The following is a 19,968-nucleotide window of genomic DNA, read 5'->3' as shown; positions in this document are numbered from 1 at the left end:
AGAAATTTAGTACTAAATATCTAATCTGGCAAGCCACGCACTAGTCGCCTTTATACAGCACCCGTTGCACCGCCAATTGCCATCCCGCATAGTCCTGATCGGCCGCCGATTTTTTAATTTTAGGCGCAAATTGATGGGCCGATTGCCACTGTCGGGCAAACTGCTCTGGCCCGCCGAAGAGACCGGCGCTTAATCCCGCGAGATAAGCCGCGCCCAGTGCGGTTGTTTCTGTGATGTGCGGTCTATCAACCGGGGCCTGCAACTGATCAGCAAGTTTTTGCATAGCAAATTCATTGTTGGCCATGCCCCCATCAATACGCAAAATACGCGTGCCTTCGTCGCCCCAATCTTCATGCATAGCCTCAATCAGATCACGTGTTTGGAACGCAACGCTTTCGAGCGCGGCGCAGGCAATTTCTGCTGGCCCGCTATTGCGCGTAAGCCCAAAAATGGCGCCACGACTTTCCGCATCCCAATAGGGCGCGCCGAGGCCGGTGAACGCGGGGACAAAATAAACCGATTGTGTGCCATCTGCCGCCTTGGCCAACTTGTCGCTCTCCGCCGCATCGCGGATAATCTTCAATCCATCTCGCAGCCATTGCACCACCGCCCCGGCGACAAAAATCGCGCCCTCAAGCGCGTAAGTGGGTTGGCCGTTTAACTGATAAGCAATGGTCGTCAACAGGCGGTTGTTGGAAAACACTGGTGTTTTACCGGTATTGAGCAGCACAAAACAGCCCGTCCCATAGGTGGATTTAGCCATGCCTGGCTCAAAACAGGCCTGCCCTACCGTGGCCGCCTGCTGGTCGCCCGCGACGCCACGAATGGGGATGGCTTCGCCGCCAAACAAATCTGTGCGGGTCACGCCAAAATCATCGGCGCTGTCTTTAACCTCTGGCAAGAGCGCCATCGGCACGTCAAATAGATCGCATAAATCCTGATCCCATTCACCGGTCACAATATTATAGAGCATGGTGCGGGCGGCGTTGGTGGCGTCGGTGGCGTGCACCTGCCCGCCGGTGAGATGCCAGATCAAATAACTGTCTACCGTGCCGAACAAAATGTCTCCCCGGACTGCTTTTTCCAGTGCACCCGGCGCTTCATTCAAGATCCAATTGATCTTGGTGGCGGAGAAGTAGGGGTCGAGCAATAGCCCGGTTTTGTCCCGCACCATAGGCTCGTGGCCATCATCTTTAAGCTTTTGACACAGGGGGGCCGTGCGCCGATCCTGCCACACAATGGCATTATGGATCGGCCGCCCGGTTTTCCGGTCCCATAAAATGGTGGTCTCTCGCTGGTTGGTCACGCCGATGGCGGCAATGTCCCGCGGTGAGATATGCGCCTTTTCAATCGCCTGATGGCACATGGCCACGCTGGTGGACCAGATATCTTCCGGATTATGTTCCACCCAGCCGGACTGGGGAAAGATTTGTTCAAACTCTTCCTGCCCCGTGGCCACCGGGGTCAAATCCCGATCAAAAATGATCGCCCGGCTGGAGGTTGTGCCCTGATCAATCGCCAGAATATAGGACTTGGCCATGCCCGATTACACTTTCCAAAAGCAGAACACGCCCCAACCGATGGCGATGGCCAATGGCGCCCACAGTGGGGTACCGAAAATACCGAGCCAGGCCAGAAAGATATAGGCGCTGCCCAAGAGGGTGAGAAACAGCCGGTCGCCACGGGTGGTGACAAGGCCGAGGGCCCCTTTGCGTTCGCCACCCCCGGGATATTTGATTTCGATAATGGTCAACACGCCCATGGCAGAAAAGATGCCGATAAACACAAGGGCGGTTGGCCAGGTCCATGCCATCCAAGTCAGCATTATACCCTCCCCATCGCGAAACCTTTCGCGATATAATTACGCACGAAATAGATAACGATGGCCCCCGGAATAATGGTCAGCGTGCCGGCCGCCGCCAGCAAACCCAACTCATAACCGGCACTGGAGGCCGTTTTGGTCATGGTCGCCGCGATGGGTTTGGCGGCCACGGACGTCAGCGTTTTGCCCAACAGCAGTTCCACCCAAGAGAACATAAAGCAGAAGAAGGCGGCCACGCCGACCCCGGCTTTGATGGTGGGAACAAAAATGGTGACAAAAAAGCGAGGGAATGAATAACCATCCACATAGGCTGTTTCGTCCAGCTCTTTGGGCACACCACCCATAAAGCCTTCCAAAATCCACACGGCCAAAGGCACGTTGAACAAGGTGTGCGCCAACGCCACTGCCAAATGGGTATCGAACAGCCCCACAGCCGAATAAAGCTGGAAGAACGGCAAGGCAAATACCGCCGCTGGCGCCATGCGGTTTGTCAACAGCCAGAAGAATAATTGCTTGTCGCCCAAAAAGCGGTAACGCGAGAAGGCGTAGGCTGCGGGCAGAGCAACAGCCACCGAAATCAACGTGTTCAGGGTCACATAAATGATCGAGTTGATATAGCCCCAATACCAGGTCGGGTCGGTGAAAATCACTTTATAGTTGGCCAGCGTGAACGTTTGGGGGAATAGGGAAAATCCACCCAAAATTTCGTTCGTTGGTTTGAAGCTCATGGCCACCAGCCAATAGATAGGCAGCAACAAGAACACGATATAGGTAATGGTGACGATGGAACGTTTTTGCATCATCTAGCTCCTAACATCATCTTTGGTCATCAGCGTGTAGAACAACCAGCTGACCAGAAGGGTGATGGCGAAATATATGAGGGACATGGCCGCCGCCGGGCCCAGATCGAACTGCCCAAGGGCAATCTTCACCAGATCAATCGACAGTAGCGTGGTGGAGTTGCCCGGGCCACCGCCGGTGAGCACAAAGGGCTCGGTGTAAATGTTAAAGCTGTCGATAAAGCGCAGCAAAATGGCGATGGTCAGCACATTTTTCATTTTCGGCAGCTGAATAAAGCGGAACACCGCAAAATTGCTGGCGCCGTCAATTTTCGCCGCCTGATAGTAAGCCTCGGGGATTGAAACCAATCCCGCATAGCTCAGCAGCACGACAAGGGATGTCCAGTGCCACACATCCATAATGATGATGGTGACCCAGGCCGCAAACACATTTTGTGTCATATCATAGGAAATGCCCAGCACATGGTTGAGGAAGTACCCCATCAAGCCAATGTCTGGCAGGGTGAAGATATTCCACATCGCCCCGACCACATTCCATGGAATGAGCATGGGCAAAGCCATGATCACCAGGCAGAAAGGCACCCAAATGCCCTTGCGCGGCATGGACATGGCAATGGCAATGCCCAGTGGCACTTCAATGATCAGAATAAGAAAGGTGAACAGAAACTGGCGGCCCAGCGCGGCATGAAAGCGTTCCGAACGCAACAGGTTTTCAAACCAGGTCAGCCCTTCCCAGAAAAACAGATTGTCACCAAAGGTTTCCTGCACCGAATAGTTGACCACTGTCATCATCGGAATCAGGGCATTGAAGGCCACCAGGATCAGCACCGGCAGCACAAAGAACCATGCTTTTTGATTTTCGGTTTTCATGATGCGCTTGCCTCCCGCGCTGCTGTGGCCAGCCAACTATCCCGATAAAGCCTTGTCTGTTCGGGCTTGAATTGCAGATGAACGGCCTGGCCGGGTTCGGGGACGTCTTGTTTGATGATGGCCGAGACTTTTTGCTCGCCCATCATCGCATCCACCACATAATGGCGGCCCACATCTGCCACTTTTTTCACCGTCGCCGGCAGACCATCACTGCCCAGCGACACATATTCTGGCCGAATACCGATTTGGGTTTGGCCCTGTTTACCGCCGACAATCTCGCCCTCTAGCGCGACTTGTTGCCCGGCAATAAAGGCCCCGCCCTCTTTCACCTCACAGGGCAACACATTCATGCCCGGTGAGCCGATAAAGTGCCCCACAAAAGTGTGGGCCGGGCGTTCAAACAAGTCGACAGGCGTGCCGATCTGCACAATCTCACCGTCCTGCATCACCACCACCTGATCGGCAAAAGTCAGTGCCTCTGTCTGATCGTGGGTCACATAAATCATCGTGGCCCGCACCCGCTGGTGCAGTTCCTTGAGCTTTGAGCGCAGCTTCCATTTCAGATGCGGGTCGATCACGGTGAGCGGTTCGTCAAACATGACCACATTCACGTCATCGCGCACCAGGCCACGGCCCATGGAGATTTTCTGCTTATTGTCCGGCGAGAGCCCCGCAGCCCGCAGATTGAGCATCTCTTCAACTTCCAGCATTTGGGCGATTTCATGCACCCGCTTGTCAATCTGCGCGGCTGGCACGCCACGATTGCGCAAAGGAAAGGCCAGATTGTCATAAACGCTCATCGTGTCGTAGATCACAGGGAACTGAAACACCTGCGCAATGTTGCGTTGATCCGGCGGCAAATGGGTGACGTCCTGATCATCAAACAAAATACGACCTTCAGAGGGAGTCCGCAGCCCGGAAATAATGTTCAACAAAGTGGACTTGCCACACCCCGATGGCCCCAACAGCGCATAGGCGCCGCCATCATGCCAATCCAGGTCGATCTGTTTGAGGGCGTAATCTTCCGGCCCGCGCGGCTGGTCGAAATAGCTGTGTCTGAGTTGCGAGAGTGTGATTTTAGCCATGGTGATCGCCTCCCACTGGCGCGCCATCCAATGCAAAAATGAAGCACTGGTTCGGGTCCATGAAAAATTGATGATTTTCGCCCACCTGATAGGGGTGAATGCCCCGGGCCAGTGAGACCCAGTTCGCCATATCGGCCTCGAAATGGGCCGAGGATTCGGAGCCGCTCAATTCTGTGACCAACACTTTGCCCACAATCGGCACGCTGGCGGCGTCTGTTTTGTAGGGCAGCACATGGTGCGGGCGAATGGCCAGTTTATAAACACCATCTTTCAACCCCGCTCTTTCGTCAGAAAGCTCCCAGCTGATGTTGCGTCCCATATGGGCCATACGTCCGGTTTTGGTGAATTCTGCCATATTGATCGGCGGATCAGAGAAAATACCCGCGGCCATCAAGCTGTTGGGTGTGCGATAGATATCGGCGGTGGGGCCGAATTGCGCCACCTGACCATCCTGCATCAAAGCGGTTTTCCCGCCCAGCAAAAGGGCTTCTTCAGGTTCTGAAGTGGCATAAACCACAATCGCGCCGCGTCCCGCAAACAGTTCGGGCAATTGCTCACGCAACTCTTCACGCAATTTATAATCAAGGTTCGCCAACGGCTCGTCCAGAAACACCGCCTTGCTCTGCTTGGCGATGGCGCGCGCCAAAGCGCAGCGCTGTTGTTGCCCGCCGGAAAGCTCATGCGGTTTGCGATTGAGCATGGGTTTGAGCTGCAAAATATTTGCCGCTTCTTCAACCCGTCCCTCAATCTCGGATTTGGCCATGCCGGTAACTTTGAGGGGTGAGGCAATATTTTCAAACACGGTCATATGCGGGTAATTGACGAAGAACTGATGCACGAGCGAAATATTGCGCTTTTGCGTGCTTTGGCCGGTCACATCCTCCCCATCCATCAACAGCTGACCGTCTGCAATTGGGTCCAACCCGGCCATCAGTTTGATCAGCGAGGTTTTGCCCGCGCCAGTTTCGCCCAACAACACGTTAAAGTGCCCGCTTTCCAACACCAGATTTGTGGGCTTGATATGCGTGACCCCGCCGACCTTTTTGGTGATGTTTTGTAACTCCAGTGCCATGACACACCTGTCCTGTTGCTCGTGGCATATTCAAAGATGCCACCTTCAGCCTTGGGCTGGTTGAAATTCGAAGGGTCGGGGCCCTTAGGCCCCAACCGATACAAGGTCAGAGGAAAATCTGTCCTATTTTATGGAGAGTCTTAGTCCCAGCTGGCCACGAGATCTTCATAGCGTACGGTCACGCCTTGAGGCTTCTCATTGTCGAGCTTCGGCTTGGCGCCACCATTGGCCATCCACCATTCGGCGTCTTTTTCTTCATTCAGACGCGGGCCACAACCGCCATATACGCCGGCTGCTTCATCAGCCGCCTGCATGCGGGCCATGGTGATGTCCATTTCTTGTGCCAAACGGTCCATCGCTTCTTGTGGGGTGAAGGCACCGGAGTTCACGTCACCAATTTGCTGCCACCAGATTTGGGCAAGCTTTGGATAGTCAGGCACGTTCACGCCAGTCGGAGTCCATTTGTTGCGCTCTGGTGACCGATAGAATTCAACCAGACCACCTAGCTTTTCAGACCGCTCGGTGAAGCTCTCGTGATTAACTGAGCTGTCGCGAATGAAGGTGAGACCAACATGGGACTTTTTCACATCCACCGTTTTGGACACAACGAACTGGGCATAAAGCCAAGCCGCTTTCGCGCGCTCCATTGGTGTTGATTTCAAAATGGTCCATGAACCCACATCTTGATAGCCAACTTTCTGGCCGGTTTCCCAATAAGGGCCGTGGGGGCTTGGGGCCATGCGCCACAATGGCTTACCCTCTTCATCCACAGTCATGTTGCCTTCAGAGCGGGGTTTCACCATGTCAGCGGTAAAGGCAGTGTACCAGAAAATTTGCTGGGCCACATTGCCAATGCTCAACGCTGGCAAAGACTGATAGAAGTCGAACGAAGCGGCGGCTGGTGGGGCATAATTGCGCAACCACTCATCCCATTTGCGGATCGCATATACCGCTGCCGGTCCGTTGGTGGCGCCACCACGGGTTACCGATGCACCCACAGGATTACAGGTATCCGCTTCCATGCGAATGCCCCACTCATCAATCGGCACACCATTTGGCAGGCCTTTTGAGCCAGCCCCGGCCATGGAGAGCCAGGCATCCGTCATGCGCCAACCCAAATCGGGCGCGCGCTTACCATAGTCCATGTGACCATAAACGGTGGTGCCATCAATATCGACAACATATTTGGTGAAAAACTCGGCAATGTCTTCATAAGCGGACCAGTTAACAGGCACGCCGAGCTCATAGCCATAACGCTCTTCAAACGCTGCGCGAATGTCTTCACGATCGAACCAGTCTTTGCGGAACCAGTAAAGGTTGGCAAATTGTTGGTCTGGCAATTGGTAAAGGTCACCATCGGGCCCGGTGGTGAACTGAGTGCCCATAAAGTCATCCAGATCCAGCATCGGGTTGGTCACATCTGCGCCCTCGCCTGCCATAAAGTCAGACAGGTTGACCGCCAATTGCATACGCGAGTGGGTGCCGATCAAGTCAGAATCGTTGACATAGGCATCATAAAGATTGCGGTTGGTTTGCATTTGGGTTTGCACCGCCTGCACCACTTCGCCTTCGCCCAAAATCTGGTGATTGACTTTAATACCGGTGATTTCAAAGAAGGCCTTTGCCAACACTTCACTCTCGTAAGAGTGGGTTGGAATGCCCTCTGACAGAACATTGATTTCCATGCCGGCATATGGTGCTGCCGCATCGATGAACCACTGCATCTCCTGCATTTGCTCATCTTTGGTCAATGTGGACGGCTGAAACTCAGCCTCGATCCATTTTTTGGCCTCATCCGCGCCTGCATAGGCTGAATGGGCCCCGGCCATAACGGCGACAGCCGCTACGGCGCAAAGAAGTTGCGTCTTCCTCATAGGTTCCTCCCAAAATCCTGGCCGGACAACTCCAGCCACGATTCATCTTCGAACGAACTATTAAATTTGTCAAACTATTTTTTTAGTAGACATAAACACCTTGAAATTGCGGTATTTTTCGCTGATTTGAGCCAATATTCGAATTTTACGATGTTCATTTTGTTGATTTACATGTTCGTTTGAACATTGTAATGTTTGTTGGAAATTTGGAGTTTTCCCCATGCAGCAACCCGAGCGGTTGGAAAAAATTCTGGATATGCTCAACCGAGATGGCCAAGTCGATGTGATCGATTTGGCGCAACAATTCGCGGTTACAGAGCAGACCGTGCGGCGCGATCTGGCCACATTGTGCCAGCGTGGGCTGGCCACGCGCATGCATGGTGGGGCGCGGCGTCTGGCCTCCACTGCGTCGCTTTCATATGAAGCACGGCGGATGAACAATATTGCCGCCAAAAGCGCGATCGGGCGCAAAGTGGCAGAACTGATCCCTGACGCCTGTTCGGTGATTTTGAACATTGGCACCACCACAGAGCAAGTGGCAAGTGCCTTGACCAAGCACAAGGATTTGCGGGTCATCACCAACAACATCAATATTATCAGCATTTTGCAGGCCACGCCACTAAGCACCCTCATCCAAGTAGGCGGCATGGTGCGGCAAAGTGATGGCGCCGTGGTGGGCGAAGAAGCGGTGGAATTTATCTCCCGTTATAAGGCTGATTATGCAGTGATCGGCGCGTCGTCTATTGATGATGATGGCGCCATTCTCGATTTTGACTCGCGCGAAGTGGCGGTGGCCCGCGCCATTTTGAAAAATGCCCGCACCCGCATTCTGGTGGCGGATCAGTCCAAATTTGAAATCAACGCCCCGGTGCGTATCGCCGATTTGAGCGAGCTGGACTTTGTGGTGATGGACGGTGAACCCTCCGCCGCATTTACCCAAGCTGCCGAAGCCGCCGGCACCCAACTCTTGATTGCAGGATAACCCGATGACCAAACAGACCCCTGAACAGCCCTTCGACATGTTTATTATCGGCGGCGGCATTAATGGCTGCGGCATTGCCCGCGATGCGGCTGGGCGCGGCTTGTCTGTCGCGCTGGCGGAAAAAGATGATCTGGCGCAAGCCACCTCCTCCGCCTCCACCAAACTGTTTCACGGTGGTCTGCGCTATCTTGAATATTTTGAATTTCGTTTAGTGCGCGAAGCGCTGATCGAGCGGGAGAACCTGCTGGTGGCCATGCCCCACATTTCCTGGCCCATGCGCTTTGTGCTGCCCTATCACCCGGATATGCGGTTTGAGAGCGAAACGCCGACTTCTAAGCTGCTTTCGACGGTGATGCCCTGGACAAAGGGCCAACGCCCCGGCTGGTTGTTGCGGCTGGGCCTGTTTATGTATGACCATCTGGGCGGCCGCGAAATCTTACCGGGCACCAAAACCCTTGATCTGCGGCAGGCCAAAGAAGGCAAACCACTGAAAGACAAGTTTGAAACCGCCTATGAATATTCCGATTGCTGGGTCGAAGATTCGCGGCTAGTGGTGCTCAATGCCCGTGACGCGGCGGATCGCGGCGCGAAGATTATGACCCGCACCAAAGTGGCCAGCGCCACCTCATCAAACGGCATTTGGACCGTGACCACTCAAGATCAACTGACCGGCGAAACCACTGACTTTCAAGCCAAACTGCTGATCAATGCCGCGGGGCCGTGGGTTGAAAATATCATCCATGATGTGGCCGATATGCGCACCAATGAGGGCATTCGGTTGGTGCGCGGCAGCCATATCGTCACGAAAAAACTGTTCGATCATGACAAATCCTATTTCTTCCAAGGCGAAGATGGGCGGATTATTTTCGCCATCCCCTATGAGGAAGATTACACCCTGATCGGCACCACCGATGCGGATCATGCGGATATTTCCGATCCGCCGGTCTGCACCCCGGAAGAACAAGAATATTTGTGTAATTTCGCCTCAAATTATTTCAAAACGCCAATAAGTTCTGATGACATTATATGGACCTATTCAGGCGTCCGCCCGCTTTATGATGACAATGCCAGCTCCAGCACCGCCGCGACCCGCGAATATGTGCTCAAGCTGAATGAAAGTGCCGACGCGCCGGCGCTGAATATTTTCGGTGGCAAGATCACCACCTATCGTCGATTGGCGGAATCGGCCATTGCCAAATGCGCCCATTTTTTCCCGCACATCAAAGAAGAGTGGACCAAGCGCGTGCCGCTGCCGGGCGGCGATTTTCCCCATGATGGTCGCGATGAGTTGATCAAGCAGCTGATGACCAGCAGCCCTTTTCTAACCGAGAAAACGGCGCGGCGACTGATAAAGGCCTATGGCACGGACGCGCTGAAAATTTTTGCAGATGTCGCAAGCGAAAATCAGGCGGGTGAACATTTCGGCCACGGCATTTATGCGTGTGAGCTGGACTGGGTGATCGAGAAGGAATGGGTGCGCACCGCCGACGACTATTTGTGGCGGCGCACAAAAATGGGGTTGCGGACCAACACCACCGAGACAGAAAAGCTCGCGCGCTATATTGAGGCACGGCAGACCGGAGATCCAGCCTAGTCCAACTTGCGATAACGCAGGATATTGCCGCGCGGCAAATACATCAGCTCCAACTGAAGCTGATCGACATAGGCAATTTGGTAGCAATAGCTTTCGCCCGTCTCTTCTTCGCGGGCATAAAGATAGGGTCCGCCACCTTCAAATTGGTCGCATCTTTCGGACACCCACAAATATTCAACGCCCATAAAACTGCCATCATAGGTGTTTTCGCGCTCCGCCCCCAATATGGTGAATTGGGAATTGGGGTCGTCTTCTGAATACCAGTGCCCCTGCAACTGGTTCAGCAACCCATCATATTCACTCCAGGGGCGGACGCTGACGTCCTGCAGCACCACATCTGCCGTACGGTCATAAACAGCTTCAAGATCGCCTTCCACAGAAAGGGGGGTGCCAGGGTCAAGCGCTTCCATTGTCGTGAACACAAATTGCGGCGTGCGCCCATCATCATAAACAAAAAAGCTGGTGCCGCGGGCGTGGAAATTACACTGGCGACCCCCGTCGCTGACACAGCCTTGCAGAATGACGTTGTCCGAATAAGGCTCGCCATAGGTGCCCGGCCCGGTGCTGGACACCGGTGGTGGCGTAACTGTTTTGGCGGCCGCGTCCTTCTGGCTTTTGCGATTGTCATTCAGGGTCAAGGTGAAATGAGTAGCCGTTTCGCCGGTATCAAGCTTACGAAAGCCCATGGCATCATAGCCGCGATCCACGCAGTTTTCGTCGCCCTTGATGGTAAAAGCTTCTTTGGTGGTGCAAAAGCTATAATCGCCAGTGGCAAATGGGTCGCCAGACATATTGGCGCGATAATAGTAATATCTGTTCTTCAGATCGCCACTTATTGTGGTTTTACAGGCCCCAGGGTCGATATTCCACCAACCTTCAGAAACCCAGCCCCCGTCACTGGAATAGCCAATCGCCAAGCTCAGCCGCTCAGCGGCGTTGTTGCAGATTTCCAATCCTGCGAGTGCAGGCGTTGCCAGCAGTGTAAGCGCGCCAGCTAAGACAATGTGTTTCATGTCGATCCCCCCGGTCAGACTGGCCGCCATAGGGGCCGCAAAACAATCATCTAGTAGTAACGAAACGCGCTAGGAATGTCGACATGGCTTTTGAAAAGGGGCCGACCACGCGGCCCATCTTCAAGCCACATTGGAATCTTCAAAACTCATCTTTCGGTCATGAATAAAGCTGACCAGCTGATGGTCGATATCCGGGTCAAGCTCTGGCGCCTGATAGTCGGCCAGCATCTGCTTGTAGATTTTTTCCGCCCGCATTTCGGCGGTCAAGGCACCATCCTCCATCCATTGTTCGTAACTGTTGTTATCGGCAATGTTGGAGCGATAAAAGGCAGATTTGAAGTTCGCCTGCGTATGGGCGCATCCGAGGAAATGCTGGCCCGGGCCCACTTCGCGCAAGGCATCAAGCGCTTGTCCGTTTTCGGACATGTCGACACCATTGGCATAAACCGCCAGCATATTGGCCTGATCCGCATCCATCACGAATTTCTCGTAGCCCATGGCCAGTCCCCCTTCGAGCCAGCCTGCAGTGTGCAGCATGAAATTCACTCCGGCCATCAGGCCCTGTTGCAGGGTGTTGGCCGCTTCATAGGCCGCTTGTGCGTCCGGCACTTTTGAGGCGGTGAAGCCGCCAGCGCTGCGGAACGGCACCCCGAGGCGACGGGCCAGCGCCGCCCCGATATTGAGCACCATGGAAGCTTCGGGCGAGCCAAATGTGGGTGCACCTGACTGCATGGACATGGAACTGACGAAATTGCCATAGATCACCGGGGCACCGGGCCGGGTCAATTGCGCCAACGCCATGCCGCACAAACCTTCCGCAAGACTTTGCGCCGCCACCGCTGCTGTCGTCACCGGTGACATGGCCCCGGCCACCACAAAGGGGCTGACCATTGTGGCCTGATTGTGCCGGGCGTAAACCTTGAGCGCGCCCAACATGGTCGAATCGAAGGTCATTGGCGAGTTGGCGTTGATCAGATTGACCAGCACACAATTGTCTTCAACAAAATCTTGGCCGAACACAATCTTGGCCATATCAACGGAATCCTGCGCCCGTTCCGGCGCGGTGACCGAGCCCATAAAGGCTTTGTCGGAATATTTAATATGGCTATAGAGCATATCAAAATGGCGCTTGTTGACCGGCAGGTCTACCGGCTCGCAAATGGTGCCCCCCGAATGGTGCAGCCCATCGCTCATATAGGCCAACTTCACAAAATTGCGGAAATCCTCAATCGTCGCGTAGCGGCGGCCGCCTTCGCGGCTATAGACAAAGGGCGAGCCATAGGCGGGCACCAACACCAGATGATTGCCGCCGATCACGACACTGCGCGCCGGGTTGCGCGCATGTTGGGTGAAGATGTTGGGGGCGCTGCTCTGGATGATTTCCCGACACATGCCGCGCGGAAAACGCACGCGCGCACCGTCAGCACTGGCCCCAGCGGCCACAAAGGTGGCAATCGAGTCTGGATCGTCCTTGATATCAATGCCGATCTCTTCAAGAATCGTATCGGCATTGTCTTCAATGATCTTCAGATCCGCTTCGCCGAGAATTTCATAGGGCGGTATGTTGCGGGTGATAAAGGGCTGCGCCGAACGTTCAGGTCCACTCCCCGCCGTGCGGCCACGGCGACCGCCCTCTCGTCCTGGTCTAGGCATTTGACTGCTCCTTATTCGATCGCGTTGACTGGTTTGGCCCCTGGGCCTCAAAAGATTCTCTGACCCCGCCCGCGTGGGGCTGGCCGGGAAATTGCGGTAGATCATCGGTGATCTGGTAATAATCACCCTTTTCGGCGACAAAGATGTGCCCCTTCACCTCAATCCCCTTGGTGTGGGCGAGGCTGCCGGCAAAAACTGAAAGCGTATGCCCGGTCGTCTGCCGCCAGAACAATGGCGTGCCGCAGGAGATACAGAAGGCATATTCAGCCGTCGGGGTGAAAGGTGCCCATTTCAGCGGACCCTCAATCTTCACCTTGTCGCGCGCCACCGCGGCGGCGGCCACATAATGGCCGCTCAAATAGCGGCATTGCCGACAATGGCAGAACCAGATGTCGGCCAGGCCGCGCGCTTCAAATTGCACGGCCCCGCACAGGCACTCGCCCTTATGCATTTCAGGCACGACGGCGACCACGGCGACGTCCTCCTCTTGGCGCTTCCCCGTCATTATCTGCCGGGGGCTCGCGGAACGTTCTGATCCAATTGCCACAGTGGGGATCGACCCCATTCAGCACATCTGCCGCCTTGATGGCAGGCACCAGCCCCTCATGCAGCGGGTTTAAGATGGCCGAGGTCATGCCCGCGGCAGCCACCATGGGCAGAAAGGCATTATTGATGGCGTGGCGGTTGGGCAAGCCAAAGCCGATATTGGAGGCCCCACAGGTGGTGTTGACCTTAAGCTCCTCGCGCAACCGCCGCACCAAGTAAAACACATCCTTGCCCGCGCGATTGATGGCACCGATGGGCATCACCAGCGGATCAACCACCACATCTGCCGCCTTGATCCCATGGTCGGCGGCACGCTCAACAATGCGCTTGGCGATCTCAAATCGCACATCCGGATCTTCAGAAATGCCGGTGTCGTCATTTGAAATGGCCACCACGGCCGCATCATATTTTTTGACCAGCGGCAAAATGCGCTCCATCACTTCTTCTTCTGCGGTGGTGGAATTGACCAGCGCTCGGCCCTGATAGACCGAAAGCCCCGCTTCAAGTGCTTCAATCACCGAAGAATCGATAGAAAGCGGCACATCGGTGATCGATTGCACCAATTGAATGGTCTCGGCGAGGATTTTGGGTTCGTCCGCCAAGGGAATGCCCGCATTCACGTCAAGCATTTGCGCCCCGGCAGCCACTTGTGCCAACGCGTCTTTTTCCACGCGCGAATAATCGCCTGCCTTCATTTCCGCGGCGAGCAGCTTTCGGCCGGTGGGGTTGATCCGCTCACCAATCATCACAAAGGGTTGGTCGAACCCGATGCGAACTTCTTTTGATGCCGAACTGACAATGGTTTGCGTCATAAGCGGGTCCTAACTATCCGTGCCTGTTATGCTGTCGACGACCTCTTCAAGCGGCGTGACGACACCGATCGTTGAGTCCAATGGCTCCGGCGCCCAAGGCTTGCGATCGCCCAATACGCCTGACTGTTTCACGATTTCCCCCACCCATTCTTCATGGCGGTAGGCCATCAAATGCGCCCCGGCAACGCCAGGTGTTTCCTTGATTTGCTGCATCAGCTCCACGGCGATGCGACGGCCCTCCGCCTTTTGATTGCGGGCGCCCTCAAGGCGATTGATGATGGCATCGGGGATATGCACACCGGGCACATTGGAGCGCAGCCATTTGGCGGTTTTGGCCGAACCCAGCACGCCGACGCCCACCAGGATATAGGCTTGCTCGTGCAATCCCATATCGCAAGCGCGGGCCATAAAGCGCTTAAGTTGGTCGATGTCGAAGCAATATTGCGATTGTATAAATTCGGCGCCAGCACGGATTTTCTTGGCCAATTGATCCACCCGGTTTTCAAGCGGCGGCACAAACGGGTTGATTGAAGCGCCCACGAAAAGGCGTGGTGCAGCGTCCAGCGGTCGCCCGCTCAAAAAACGGGACTCGTCGCGCAATATCTTGGTGGTTTGCAGAAGGGATATGCTGTCCAGATCAAAAACCGGTTTGGCCTCCGGGTGGTCCCCCGCGCCCACATCATCGCCAGTGAGGCACAGCACCGAACATACCCCGAGCGCAGCGGCGCCCAGCAAATCGCCCTGCATGGCAATGCGGTTGCGGTCGCGGCATGAAAACTGGATGATCGGCGAATAGCCCGCCCGCGTGAGAATGGCGCAGACCCCGAGGCTGGACATGTGACAATTGGCACCCGAACCGTCCGTGGCATTGATAGCATCCACATAGCCATCAAACAGCTTGGCGCGGGCCAGCACCTCGTCCGGGTCCACAGAGTCCGGCGGGGCAATCTCAGTGGTGACGGCAAAGTGGCCGGCCCGCAAGACGCGTTCAAAGCGACCATGAGAAACGTGACCCGGCCGCTGGACCAGCGGGTCACCGGGGTTAACACCAAATTCTTCTACAAAATCGAGATCATCACTCATCGCGTGCGAGCCTCAACCAGGAGGATTGTCCAACGCGGCTATGATCCACCGCAAATTCTATGTCTTTGATGGCGTCGCCATCTTCCATTTTTGCCGCCCCGTTCCAGGCATCCACCCAAACACAGCGCATATCCGGCTTCACCTCGCACATGCCATTGGCGCGCACGCCACCACACGGGCCGTTGCGAATGCCTTTTGGACAGTTCATCGGGCAGGTCATGCCGGTTTTGGACAGCACACAATCACCGCACATTTGGCAATCAAACAACGCCCCTTTCAGCAAGCGCTCGGTGGCGGTGATCGGGCGGTCGAGCCGCTTGCCAAACAGGCGAGTGACCAAGCGCAAGCCCGACAGAATGCCGGGTCTTGTCGCCTTATAAAGCCGTTCCAGGCCTCTGGCGTGTCGGCTTGACCAGCGTCTAATTGCGTACATAGTAACGCTCCTCATGGTCAATTTCGGCTGCGGCCGCCGCAATGGCAGACTTCAATTCGCCATAGCCGACATAGCGATAGTCAAATGCCAATCCGAGCTTGTCCGCGGCGGTGGCGGCTTGCGCCTCCAACCCGATATCTCGGGTTTGCGCCAAATAAACCACGCGCCGATAATTGGCGAAATAGAGGTCGCGCAGTTCGGGATGTCGATCGAGGCCCAAGCCTCCCATCACCAGCCGGTCAAAATGACGAACCAGATAATCGGTGAGGTAAAAACTGCCAATTTCTTCCTCGGTGATCTGATTGAAAAGTGGTGATCCGGCGAAAAATTCGTAGCAATGGGCAAAGGGCAAGCGTTCGGCGTGGTGCTTTGCCAGCACTTTATCCAGTTCGCCGCCGGTGCCGCATTCGCCATAACCCACCAGCACATGGTCAAAATCCACCCGGCGTTCGGTGAGGATCAGATCAATCGCCGGCGCAATTTTGTGCGGGCGATTGTGAAAATCTGCTGGAAGACATTGCAGCTCCATATTGGCCGCCCGCTCGCCCAGTTGCTTGCGCAGGGCGACAATTTCCTTCGCCAGCGCGCCGCAGGCGAGCACCAAAAGACGCGGACCGTCTTGCTTATGTCCACGTGCCACCACCATGTCAGCGATTAACCCCCACAAGCGCTTTGGCCAGCTCGGCACTGCGCGCTGCGTCACGGCCATATGAGGTGGCGTTAATGGCATCGGCAAATTCCTGGTTGAGCGGCGCGCCGCCCACCATGACCGGTAATTCTTTCAGAATACCGCGCTTGTCGAACTCTTCAATCACCACGCCCATATAGGGCATGGTGGTGGTCAGGAGTGCGGACATGCCCAGCACATTGGGTTCATGCTTATCGATGGCCTCAAGATAGTTCTCGACCGGATTATTGATCCCGATATCAATCACTTCGAATCCGGCACCTTCCAGCATCATCCCCACAAGGTTTTTACCAATGTCGTGAATGTCACCCTTTACGGTCCCAATGACATATTTGCCGATCTTGGAGGTGTTTTCGCTGGACGCCAGAATGGGCCTTAGCAAGGCCATACCGCCCTTCATGGCATGAGCACATTGCAGCACCTCGGGCACAAACAAGATGCCATCGCGAAAATCCACGCCGACAATCCGCATGCCTTCCACCAGTGCATCGCTGAGCACCTGATTGGCATCCCAACCCCGCTCAAGCAGAATTTGAGTGCCTTCCTTCACCTCGTCGGCCAGACCATCATAAAGATCGTCTTTCATTTGCTCGACAAGATCATCATCGTTCAAATCACGGAGGATTACTTCATCATCCAGGCTCATTTTCGGTACTCCTCCACATAGTGAGTTTTAAGCCAGACCAACAATGTCACCATCATCATTCAGGCCGATATCTAGTGCTGCCGGGCGCTTGGGCAGCCCGGGCATGGTCATAATATCGCCGCACACCATCACCACGAACCCGGCGCCGGCAGAGAGCCGCGCCTCGCGCACTTCCAGCGTGTGACCTTCAGGCGCGCCAACAGCTGCGGGATCGGTGGAAAAACTATATTGGGTTTTGGCAATGCAAACCGGCAGATGACCGTAACCAAGCTTAGTGAATTCCTTGATGCTGCGCAGGGCAGCCGCGCTGAAACTTACATCGGCGGCGCGATAGATCTCGCGGGCCACCGTCTCGACTTTTTCGGTGAGCGGCGCGTCATCTTCATAAAGCAGCTTGATTTCGGGTGACCCCTGCTCAAGCTGTTCTTTGACAGCGCTGGCCAGATCTTCGGCCCCCTCGCCGCCTTCGGCCCAATGTTTGGCAATCGTGCAACGCGCCCCAAGTTCATTACAAACCTGCATGACGACGGCGATTTCCTCATCGCTGTCCAGAACAAAATGATTCAGCGCCACAATCGGAGAAATGCCGAATTTTTGCAGATTTTCAATATGTCGCCGCAGATTCATCGCACCGCGCTCAACGGCAGCGGGATCTGAAGTGCCCAGTTCCGCTTTGGCGACACCGCCCTGCATTTTCAAGGCGCGGATGGTGGCCACAAGCACCACGGCGTCGGGCCGCAAGCCGGATTGGCGGCATTTAATGTCGAGGAACTTTTCAGCGCCCAGATCGGCGCCAAAGCCCGCTTCGGTCACCACCACATCACACAGCGACAGCGCCGCCTTGGTGGCCATCACTGAGTTGCAGCCATGAGCGATATTGGCAAAGGGCCCGCCATGGATAAAGGCGGGATTGTGCTCAATGCTCTGCACCAGATTGGGCTGAAGGGCGTCTTTCAGCAACACCGCCATGGCCCCGTCTGCCTCAAGGTCGCGGGCAGTGACCGCGGTTTTATCATGCCGTCGGGCGACAATAATATTGCCCAACCGGCGCTGCAGATCGGCAATATCGGTTGAAAGGCAGAGGATCGCCATAATCTCGGAGGCGACGGTAATGTCAAAGCCGGTCTCGCGCGGCACCCCATGGGCGACACCGCCAAGCCCGACATTGATATTGCGCAGCGCCCGGTCGTTCATATCGACCACCCGGCGCCAAACAATGCGGCGCGGGTCAATATTCTGCTCATTGCCCCATTGCAGATGATTATCCAAAATGGCGGCCAACAGGCTGTGGGCCGCGGTGATGGCATGGAAGTCACCATTAAAGTGAAGATTGATATCTTCCATGGGGAGCACTTGCGCTCGTCCGCCGCCGGCGGCACCACCTTTCATGCCAAAGCATGGGCCTAGGGAGGGCTCGCGAAGGCACACCATGGCGCTTAACCCGATGCGGTTTAATCCGTCATTGAGGCCAACACTTGTTGTGGTTTTGCCTTCGCCCGCCGGCGTCGGGGTCACCGCCGTCACCAAAACCAGTTTGCCTTTTGGCGCATCAGCCTTGGACGCAATATAATCGAGGGAGAGTTTTGCTTTATGGTGACCATAGGGCACAAGCGCCTCGGCGGGAATGTCCAACCGATCCTGTGCCAAATCAATAATGGGGCGCATAGAAGCGGCGCGCGCAATCTCAATATCCGGAGATCCCGGGGGTGGCAACTCTTCGACCATTACTGTGTCCAAAGCCATGCGTGCGTCCTCCTCCACCATCAATGTCGCGGCGCGTCCTCAACGCCTCCACGTCAGAAAAACCTTCTTCGGTGGTTCATAAATGATGGTGGTTTTTCAGCCGCCTAGCTGTCTCAAAATCGACCGCCACTTTTCAAAAAACGACAAATTGTCGCATAAAAATACTTGGCGTCATCTTTTCGGCAGTAAATAATGCACCCTGTATTTGGCGCAGTATGGCGGCAAATGGGGGGACATATGTTCAGTAAAGACGCCCAAAAGGCACCCAAAATCATCGGGTTTTTACTCGTGCCGGAATTTTCGATGATGGCGTTCACCTCTTCCATCGAGCCCTTGCGGGCGGCAAATCGGTTGAGCGGTAAGACGCTTTATCAATGGAAAATCCTTAGTCAGGATGGGGACAATGTTTATGCCAGCAACGGGGTGGGCGTGGCCGCCGACGCGGCGCTAGCAGAAAAACCGGCTCTTGATACGCTTGTGGTGTGCGCAGGCTTGAAGGCTGGCACCTATAGCACGCCCCACTTGTTATCCCTGTTGCGCGACTATGCCCGCACCGGAGCGACCATGGGCAGCGTGTGCACCGGCAGTCATTTGTTGGCGCATGCGGGATTGCTTGACGGACACCGTTGCACCATCCATTGGGAAGATGTGGAGGGCTTCGCCGAAAATTTCCCCCATCTCGACATCACCGCGACCCTGTTTGAGATTGACCGCAATCGCTATACCTGCTCTGGCGGCACCGCGCCGCTTGATATGATGATTTATGGCATCGCGCAGGACCATGGCCGCGACCTCGCGGTTAATGTGGCTGAACAGCTCTTGCATAATTTTGTGCGCGTGCCGCACGACACCCAGCGCATGCCGATCAAACACCGGACAGGGCTGAACCAACCCAAATTGCTGGCCGCCATTGCCCATATGGAAGCCAATATTGAAACGCCAGTGTCGATCCATGATATTGCCGCGTCCACCCAAGTGTCCGCCCGCCAACTTGAGCGGCTGTTTCGGGTGCATCTCAGCAAGACCCCGACCCGCTATTATCTGGAAGTGCGGCTGCATCGCGCCAAATTACTGTTGGCGCAAACCACCATGCCGATCATTCAGGTGGCGGTGGCCACCGGCTTCACCTCGGCGTCACACTTTGCCAAAGCCTACAAGGAATTGTTCGGACAGTCGCCGTCTGCCGAGCGCGAAGCCTCGCTGTCAATGTTGCCAAGCTACGCCAACAGCAATACGGCCTGAAGCGATATAT

Annotated in this window: 19 protein-coding genes; 3 read left to right on the top strand and 16 right to left on the bottom strand. The window is 55.3% G+C overall.

What is annotated here, in order from left to right:
• Positions 1-40: 40 nt before the first annotated feature.
• From glpK to L1I42_RS08185, 7 genes are all read right to left on the bottom strand, one after another.
• Complete coding sequence (gene glpK / locus L1I42_RS08215; protein ID WP_236113988.1) at positions 41-1,540, bottom strand: glycerol kinase GlpK; 1,500 nt, start codon at positions 1,538-1,540, stop codon at positions 41-43.
• Between the two features lie 6 nt (positions 1,541-1,546).
• Positions 1,547-1,825 carry a DUF2160 domain-containing protein gene (locus L1I42_RS08210; protein ID WP_236113987.1) on the bottom strand — a complete coding sequence of 93 codons (279 nt, stop codon included), beginning with the start codon at positions 1,823-1,825 and terminating at the stop codon, positions 1,547-1,549.
• Positions 1,825-2,622: a carbohydrate ABC transporter permease gene (locus L1I42_RS08205; RefSeq protein WP_439651477.1), complete on the bottom strand. Its 798-nt coding sequence runs from the start codon at positions 2,620-2,622 to the stop codon at positions 1,825-1,827. The genes L1I42_RS08210 and L1I42_RS08205 overlap by 1 nt, the downstream gene beginning before the upstream one ends.
• A 3-nt stretch (positions 2,623-2,625) precedes the next feature.
• Complete coding sequence (locus L1I42_RS08200; protein WP_255768691.1) at positions 2,626-3,492, bottom strand: carbohydrate ABC transporter permease; 867 nt, start codon at positions 3,490-3,492, stop codon at positions 2,626-2,628.
• Positions 3,489-4,577 carry an ABC transporter ATP-binding protein gene (locus L1I42_RS08195; RefSeq protein ID WP_236113985.1) on the bottom strand — a complete coding sequence of 363 codons (1,089 nt, stop codon included), beginning with the start codon at positions 4,575-4,577 and terminating at the stop codon, positions 3,489-3,491. The genes L1I42_RS08200 and L1I42_RS08195 overlap by 4 nt, the downstream gene beginning before the upstream one ends.
• Positions 4,570-5,649: an ABC transporter ATP-binding protein gene (locus L1I42_RS08190; RefSeq protein ID WP_236113984.1), complete on the bottom strand. Its 1,080-nt coding sequence runs from the start codon at positions 5,647-5,649 to the stop codon at positions 4,570-4,572. The genes L1I42_RS08195 and L1I42_RS08190 overlap by 8 nt, the downstream gene beginning before the upstream one ends.
• A 140-nt stretch (positions 5,650-5,789) precedes the next feature.
• A complete protein-coding gene (locus L1I42_RS08185) occupies positions 5,790-7,523 on the bottom strand; it encodes an ABC transporter substrate-binding protein (protein ID WP_236113983.1) in 1,734 nt (577 codons plus the stop codon).
• Positions 7,524-7,743: 220 nt separating this feature from the next.
• Here L1I42_RS08185 and L1I42_RS08180 point away from each other — a divergent pair, with 220 nt between their 5' ends.
• Both L1I42_RS08180 and glpD read left to right on the top strand, forming a co-directional pair.
• The gene (locus L1I42_RS08180) at positions 7,744-8,505 is read left to right on the top strand and encodes a DeoR/GlpR family DNA-binding transcription regulator (protein ID WP_236113982.1); all 762 of its coding nucleotides are present in this window, start codon (positions 7,744-7,746) and stop codon (positions 8,503-8,505) included.
• Between the two features lie 4 nt (positions 8,506-8,509).
• Positions 8,510-10,099 (top strand): glycerol-3-phosphate dehydrogenase, encoded by a 1,590-nt coding sequence (glpD, locus tag L1I42_RS08175; RefSeq protein ID WP_236113981.1) that lies wholly within the window; start codon positions 8,510-8,512, stop codon positions 10,097-10,099.
• On the opposite strand, the gene L1I42_RS08170 is transcribed toward glpD, so the two are convergent.
• The 9 genes from L1I42_RS08170 to L1I42_RS08130 form a co-directional block, all read right to left on the bottom strand.
• Positions 10,096-11,112, bottom strand: a complete 1,017-nt coding sequence (locus L1I42_RS08170) for a DUF1036 domain-containing protein (protein ID WP_236113980.1) — start codon at positions 11,110-11,112, stop codon at positions 10,096-10,098. The genes glpD and L1I42_RS08170 overlap by 4 nt on opposite strands.
• 120 nt (positions 11,113-11,232) lie before the next feature.
• Entirely contained in the window at positions 11,233-12,765 is a 1,533-nt protein-coding gene (locus L1I42_RS08165; protein WP_236113979.1) for a trimethylamine methyltransferase family protein, read from the bottom strand.
• Positions 12,758-13,237, bottom strand: a complete 480-nt coding sequence (locus L1I42_RS08160) for a GFA family protein (protein ID WP_236113978.1) — start codon at positions 13,235-13,237, stop codon at positions 12,758-12,760. Before L1I42_RS08160 ends, L1I42_RS08165 begins: the two co-directional genes overlap by 8 nt.
• Positions 13,218-14,123 carry a methyltetrahydrofolate cobalamin methyltransferase gene (locus tag L1I42_RS08155; protein ID WP_236113977.1) on the bottom strand — a complete coding sequence of 302 codons (906 nt, stop codon included), beginning with the start codon at positions 14,121-14,123 and terminating at the stop codon, positions 13,218-13,220. Before L1I42_RS08155 ends, L1I42_RS08160 begins: the two co-directional genes overlap by 20 nt.
• A 9-nt stretch (positions 14,124-14,132) precedes the next feature.
• Positions 14,133-15,206 carry a methylenetetrahydrofolate reductase gene (locus L1I42_RS08150; protein ID WP_236113976.1) on the bottom strand — a complete coding sequence of 358 codons (1,074 nt, stop codon included), beginning with the start codon at positions 15,204-15,206 and terminating at the stop codon, positions 14,133-14,135.
• On the bottom strand, positions 15,199-15,639 hold the full coding sequence (locus tag L1I42_RS08145; protein WP_236113975.1) for a methylenetetrahydrofolate reductase C-terminal domain-containing protein: 441 nt from the start codon (positions 15,637-15,639) through the stop codon (positions 15,199-15,201). Before L1I42_RS08145 ends, L1I42_RS08150 begins: the two co-directional genes overlap by 8 nt.
• The gene (locus L1I42_RS08140; protein WP_236113974.1) at positions 15,626-16,369 is read right to left on the bottom strand and encodes a DUF1638 domain-containing protein; all 744 of its coding nucleotides are present in this window, start codon (positions 16,367-16,369) and stop codon (positions 15,626-15,628) included. The genes L1I42_RS08145 and L1I42_RS08140 overlap by 14 nt, the downstream gene beginning before the upstream one ends.
• Positions 16,287-16,973 (bottom strand): corrinoid protein, encoded by a 687-nt coding sequence (locus tag L1I42_RS08135; protein ID WP_236113973.1) that lies wholly within the window; start codon positions 16,971-16,973, stop codon positions 16,287-16,289. The genes L1I42_RS08140 and L1I42_RS08135 overlap by 83 nt, the downstream gene beginning before the upstream one ends.
• 27 nt (positions 16,974-17,000) lie before the next feature.
• Positions 17,001-18,716, bottom strand: coding sequence for a formate--tetrahydrofolate ligase (locus L1I42_RS08130; RefSeq protein ID WP_236113972.1), 1,716 nt, complete (start codon positions 18,714-18,716; stop codon positions 17,001-17,003).
• A gap of 237 nt (positions 18,717-18,953) precedes the next feature.
• Between L1I42_RS08130 and L1I42_RS08125 the strand changes: the two genes are divergently transcribed.
• Entirely contained in the window at positions 18,954-19,958 is a 1,005-nt protein-coding gene (locus L1I42_RS08125; protein ID WP_236113971.1) for a GlxA family transcriptional regulator, read from the top strand.
• The last annotated feature ends 10 nt before the right edge of the window (positions 19,959-19,968 follow it).

It is taken from the genome of Maritalea mediterranea (assembly GCF_021568695.1).
GTDB lineage: Bacteria > Pseudomonadota > Alphaproteobacteria > Rhizobiales > Devosiaceae > Maritalea > Maritalea mediterranea.
Note: the sequence above shows the minus strand (reverse complement) of the source record. Positions and strands in the feature narration are given on the sequence as shown.

What these genes read in the sequence shown, in the direction of transcription:
- glpK (WP_236113988.1), bottom strand. Translation starts at nt 1,540, where the DNA reads ATGGCCAAGTCCTATATTCTGGCGATTGATCAGGGCACAACCTCCAGC.
- L1I42_RS08210 (WP_236113987.1), bottom strand. Translation starts at nt 1,825, where the DNA reads ATGCTGACTTGGATGGCATGGACCTGGCCAACCGCCCTTGTGTTTATC.
- L1I42_RS08205 (WP_439651477.1), bottom strand. Translation starts at nt 2,622, where the DNA reads ATGCAAAAACGTTCCATCGTCACCATTACCTATATCGTGTTCTTGTTG.
- L1I42_RS08200 (WP_255768691.1), bottom strand. Translation starts at nt 3,492, where the DNA reads ATGAAAACCGAAAATCAAAAAGCATGGTTCTTTGTGCTGCCGGTGCTG.
- L1I42_RS08195 (WP_236113985.1), bottom strand. Translation starts at nt 4,577, where the DNA reads ATGGCTAAAATCACACTCTCGCAACTCAGACACAGCTATTTCGACCAG.
- L1I42_RS08190 (WP_236113984.1), bottom strand. Translation starts at nt 5,649, where the DNA reads ATGGCACTGGAGTTACAAAACATCACCAAAAAGGTCGGCGGGGTCACG.
- L1I42_RS08185 (WP_236113983.1), bottom strand. Translation starts at nt 7,523, where the DNA reads ATGAGGAAGACGCAACTTCTTTGCGCCGTAGCGGCTGTCGCCGTTATG.
- L1I42_RS08180 (WP_236113982.1), top strand. Translation starts at nt 7,744, where the DNA reads ATGCAGCAACCCGAGCGGTTGGAAAAAATTCTGGATATGCTCAACCGA.
- glpD (WP_236113981.1), top strand. Translation starts at nt 8,510, where the DNA reads ATGACCAAACAGACCCCTGAACAGCCCTTCGACATGTTTATTATCGGC.
- L1I42_RS08170 (WP_236113980.1), bottom strand. Translation starts at nt 11,112, where the DNA reads ATGAAACACATTGTCTTAGCTGGCGCGCTTACACTGCTGGCAACGCCT.
- L1I42_RS08165 (WP_236113979.1), bottom strand. Translation starts at nt 12,765, where the DNA reads ATGCCTAGACCAGGACGAGAGGGCGGTCGCCGTGGCCGCACGGCGGGG.
- L1I42_RS08155 (WP_236113977.1), bottom strand. Translation starts at nt 14,123, where the DNA reads ATGACGCAAACCATTGTCAGTTCGGCATCAAAAGAAGTTCGCATCGGG.
- L1I42_RS08150 (WP_236113976.1), bottom strand. Translation starts at nt 15,206, where the DNA reads ATGAGTGATGATCTCGATTTTGTAGAAGAATTTGGTGTTAACCCCGGT.
- L1I42_RS08145 (WP_236113975.1), bottom strand. Translation starts at nt 15,639, where the DNA reads ATGTACGCAATTAGACGCTGGTCAAGCCGACACGCCAGAGGCCTGGAA.
- L1I42_RS08140 (WP_236113974.1), bottom strand. Translation starts at nt 16,369, where the DNA reads ATGCCATTAACGCCACCTCATATGGCCGTGACGCAGCGCGCAGTGCCG.
- L1I42_RS08135 (WP_236113973.1), bottom strand. Translation starts at nt 16,973, where the DNA reads ATGAGCCTGGATGATGAAGTAATCCTCCGTGATTTGAACGATGATGAT.
- L1I42_RS08130 (WP_236113972.1), bottom strand. Translation starts at nt 18,716, where the DNA reads ATGGCTTTGGACACAGTAATGGTCGAAGAGTTGCCACCCCCGGGATCT.
- L1I42_RS08125 (WP_236113971.1), top strand. Translation starts at nt 18,954, where the DNA reads ATGTTCAGTAAAGACGCCCAAAAGGCACCCAAAATCATCGGGTTTTTA.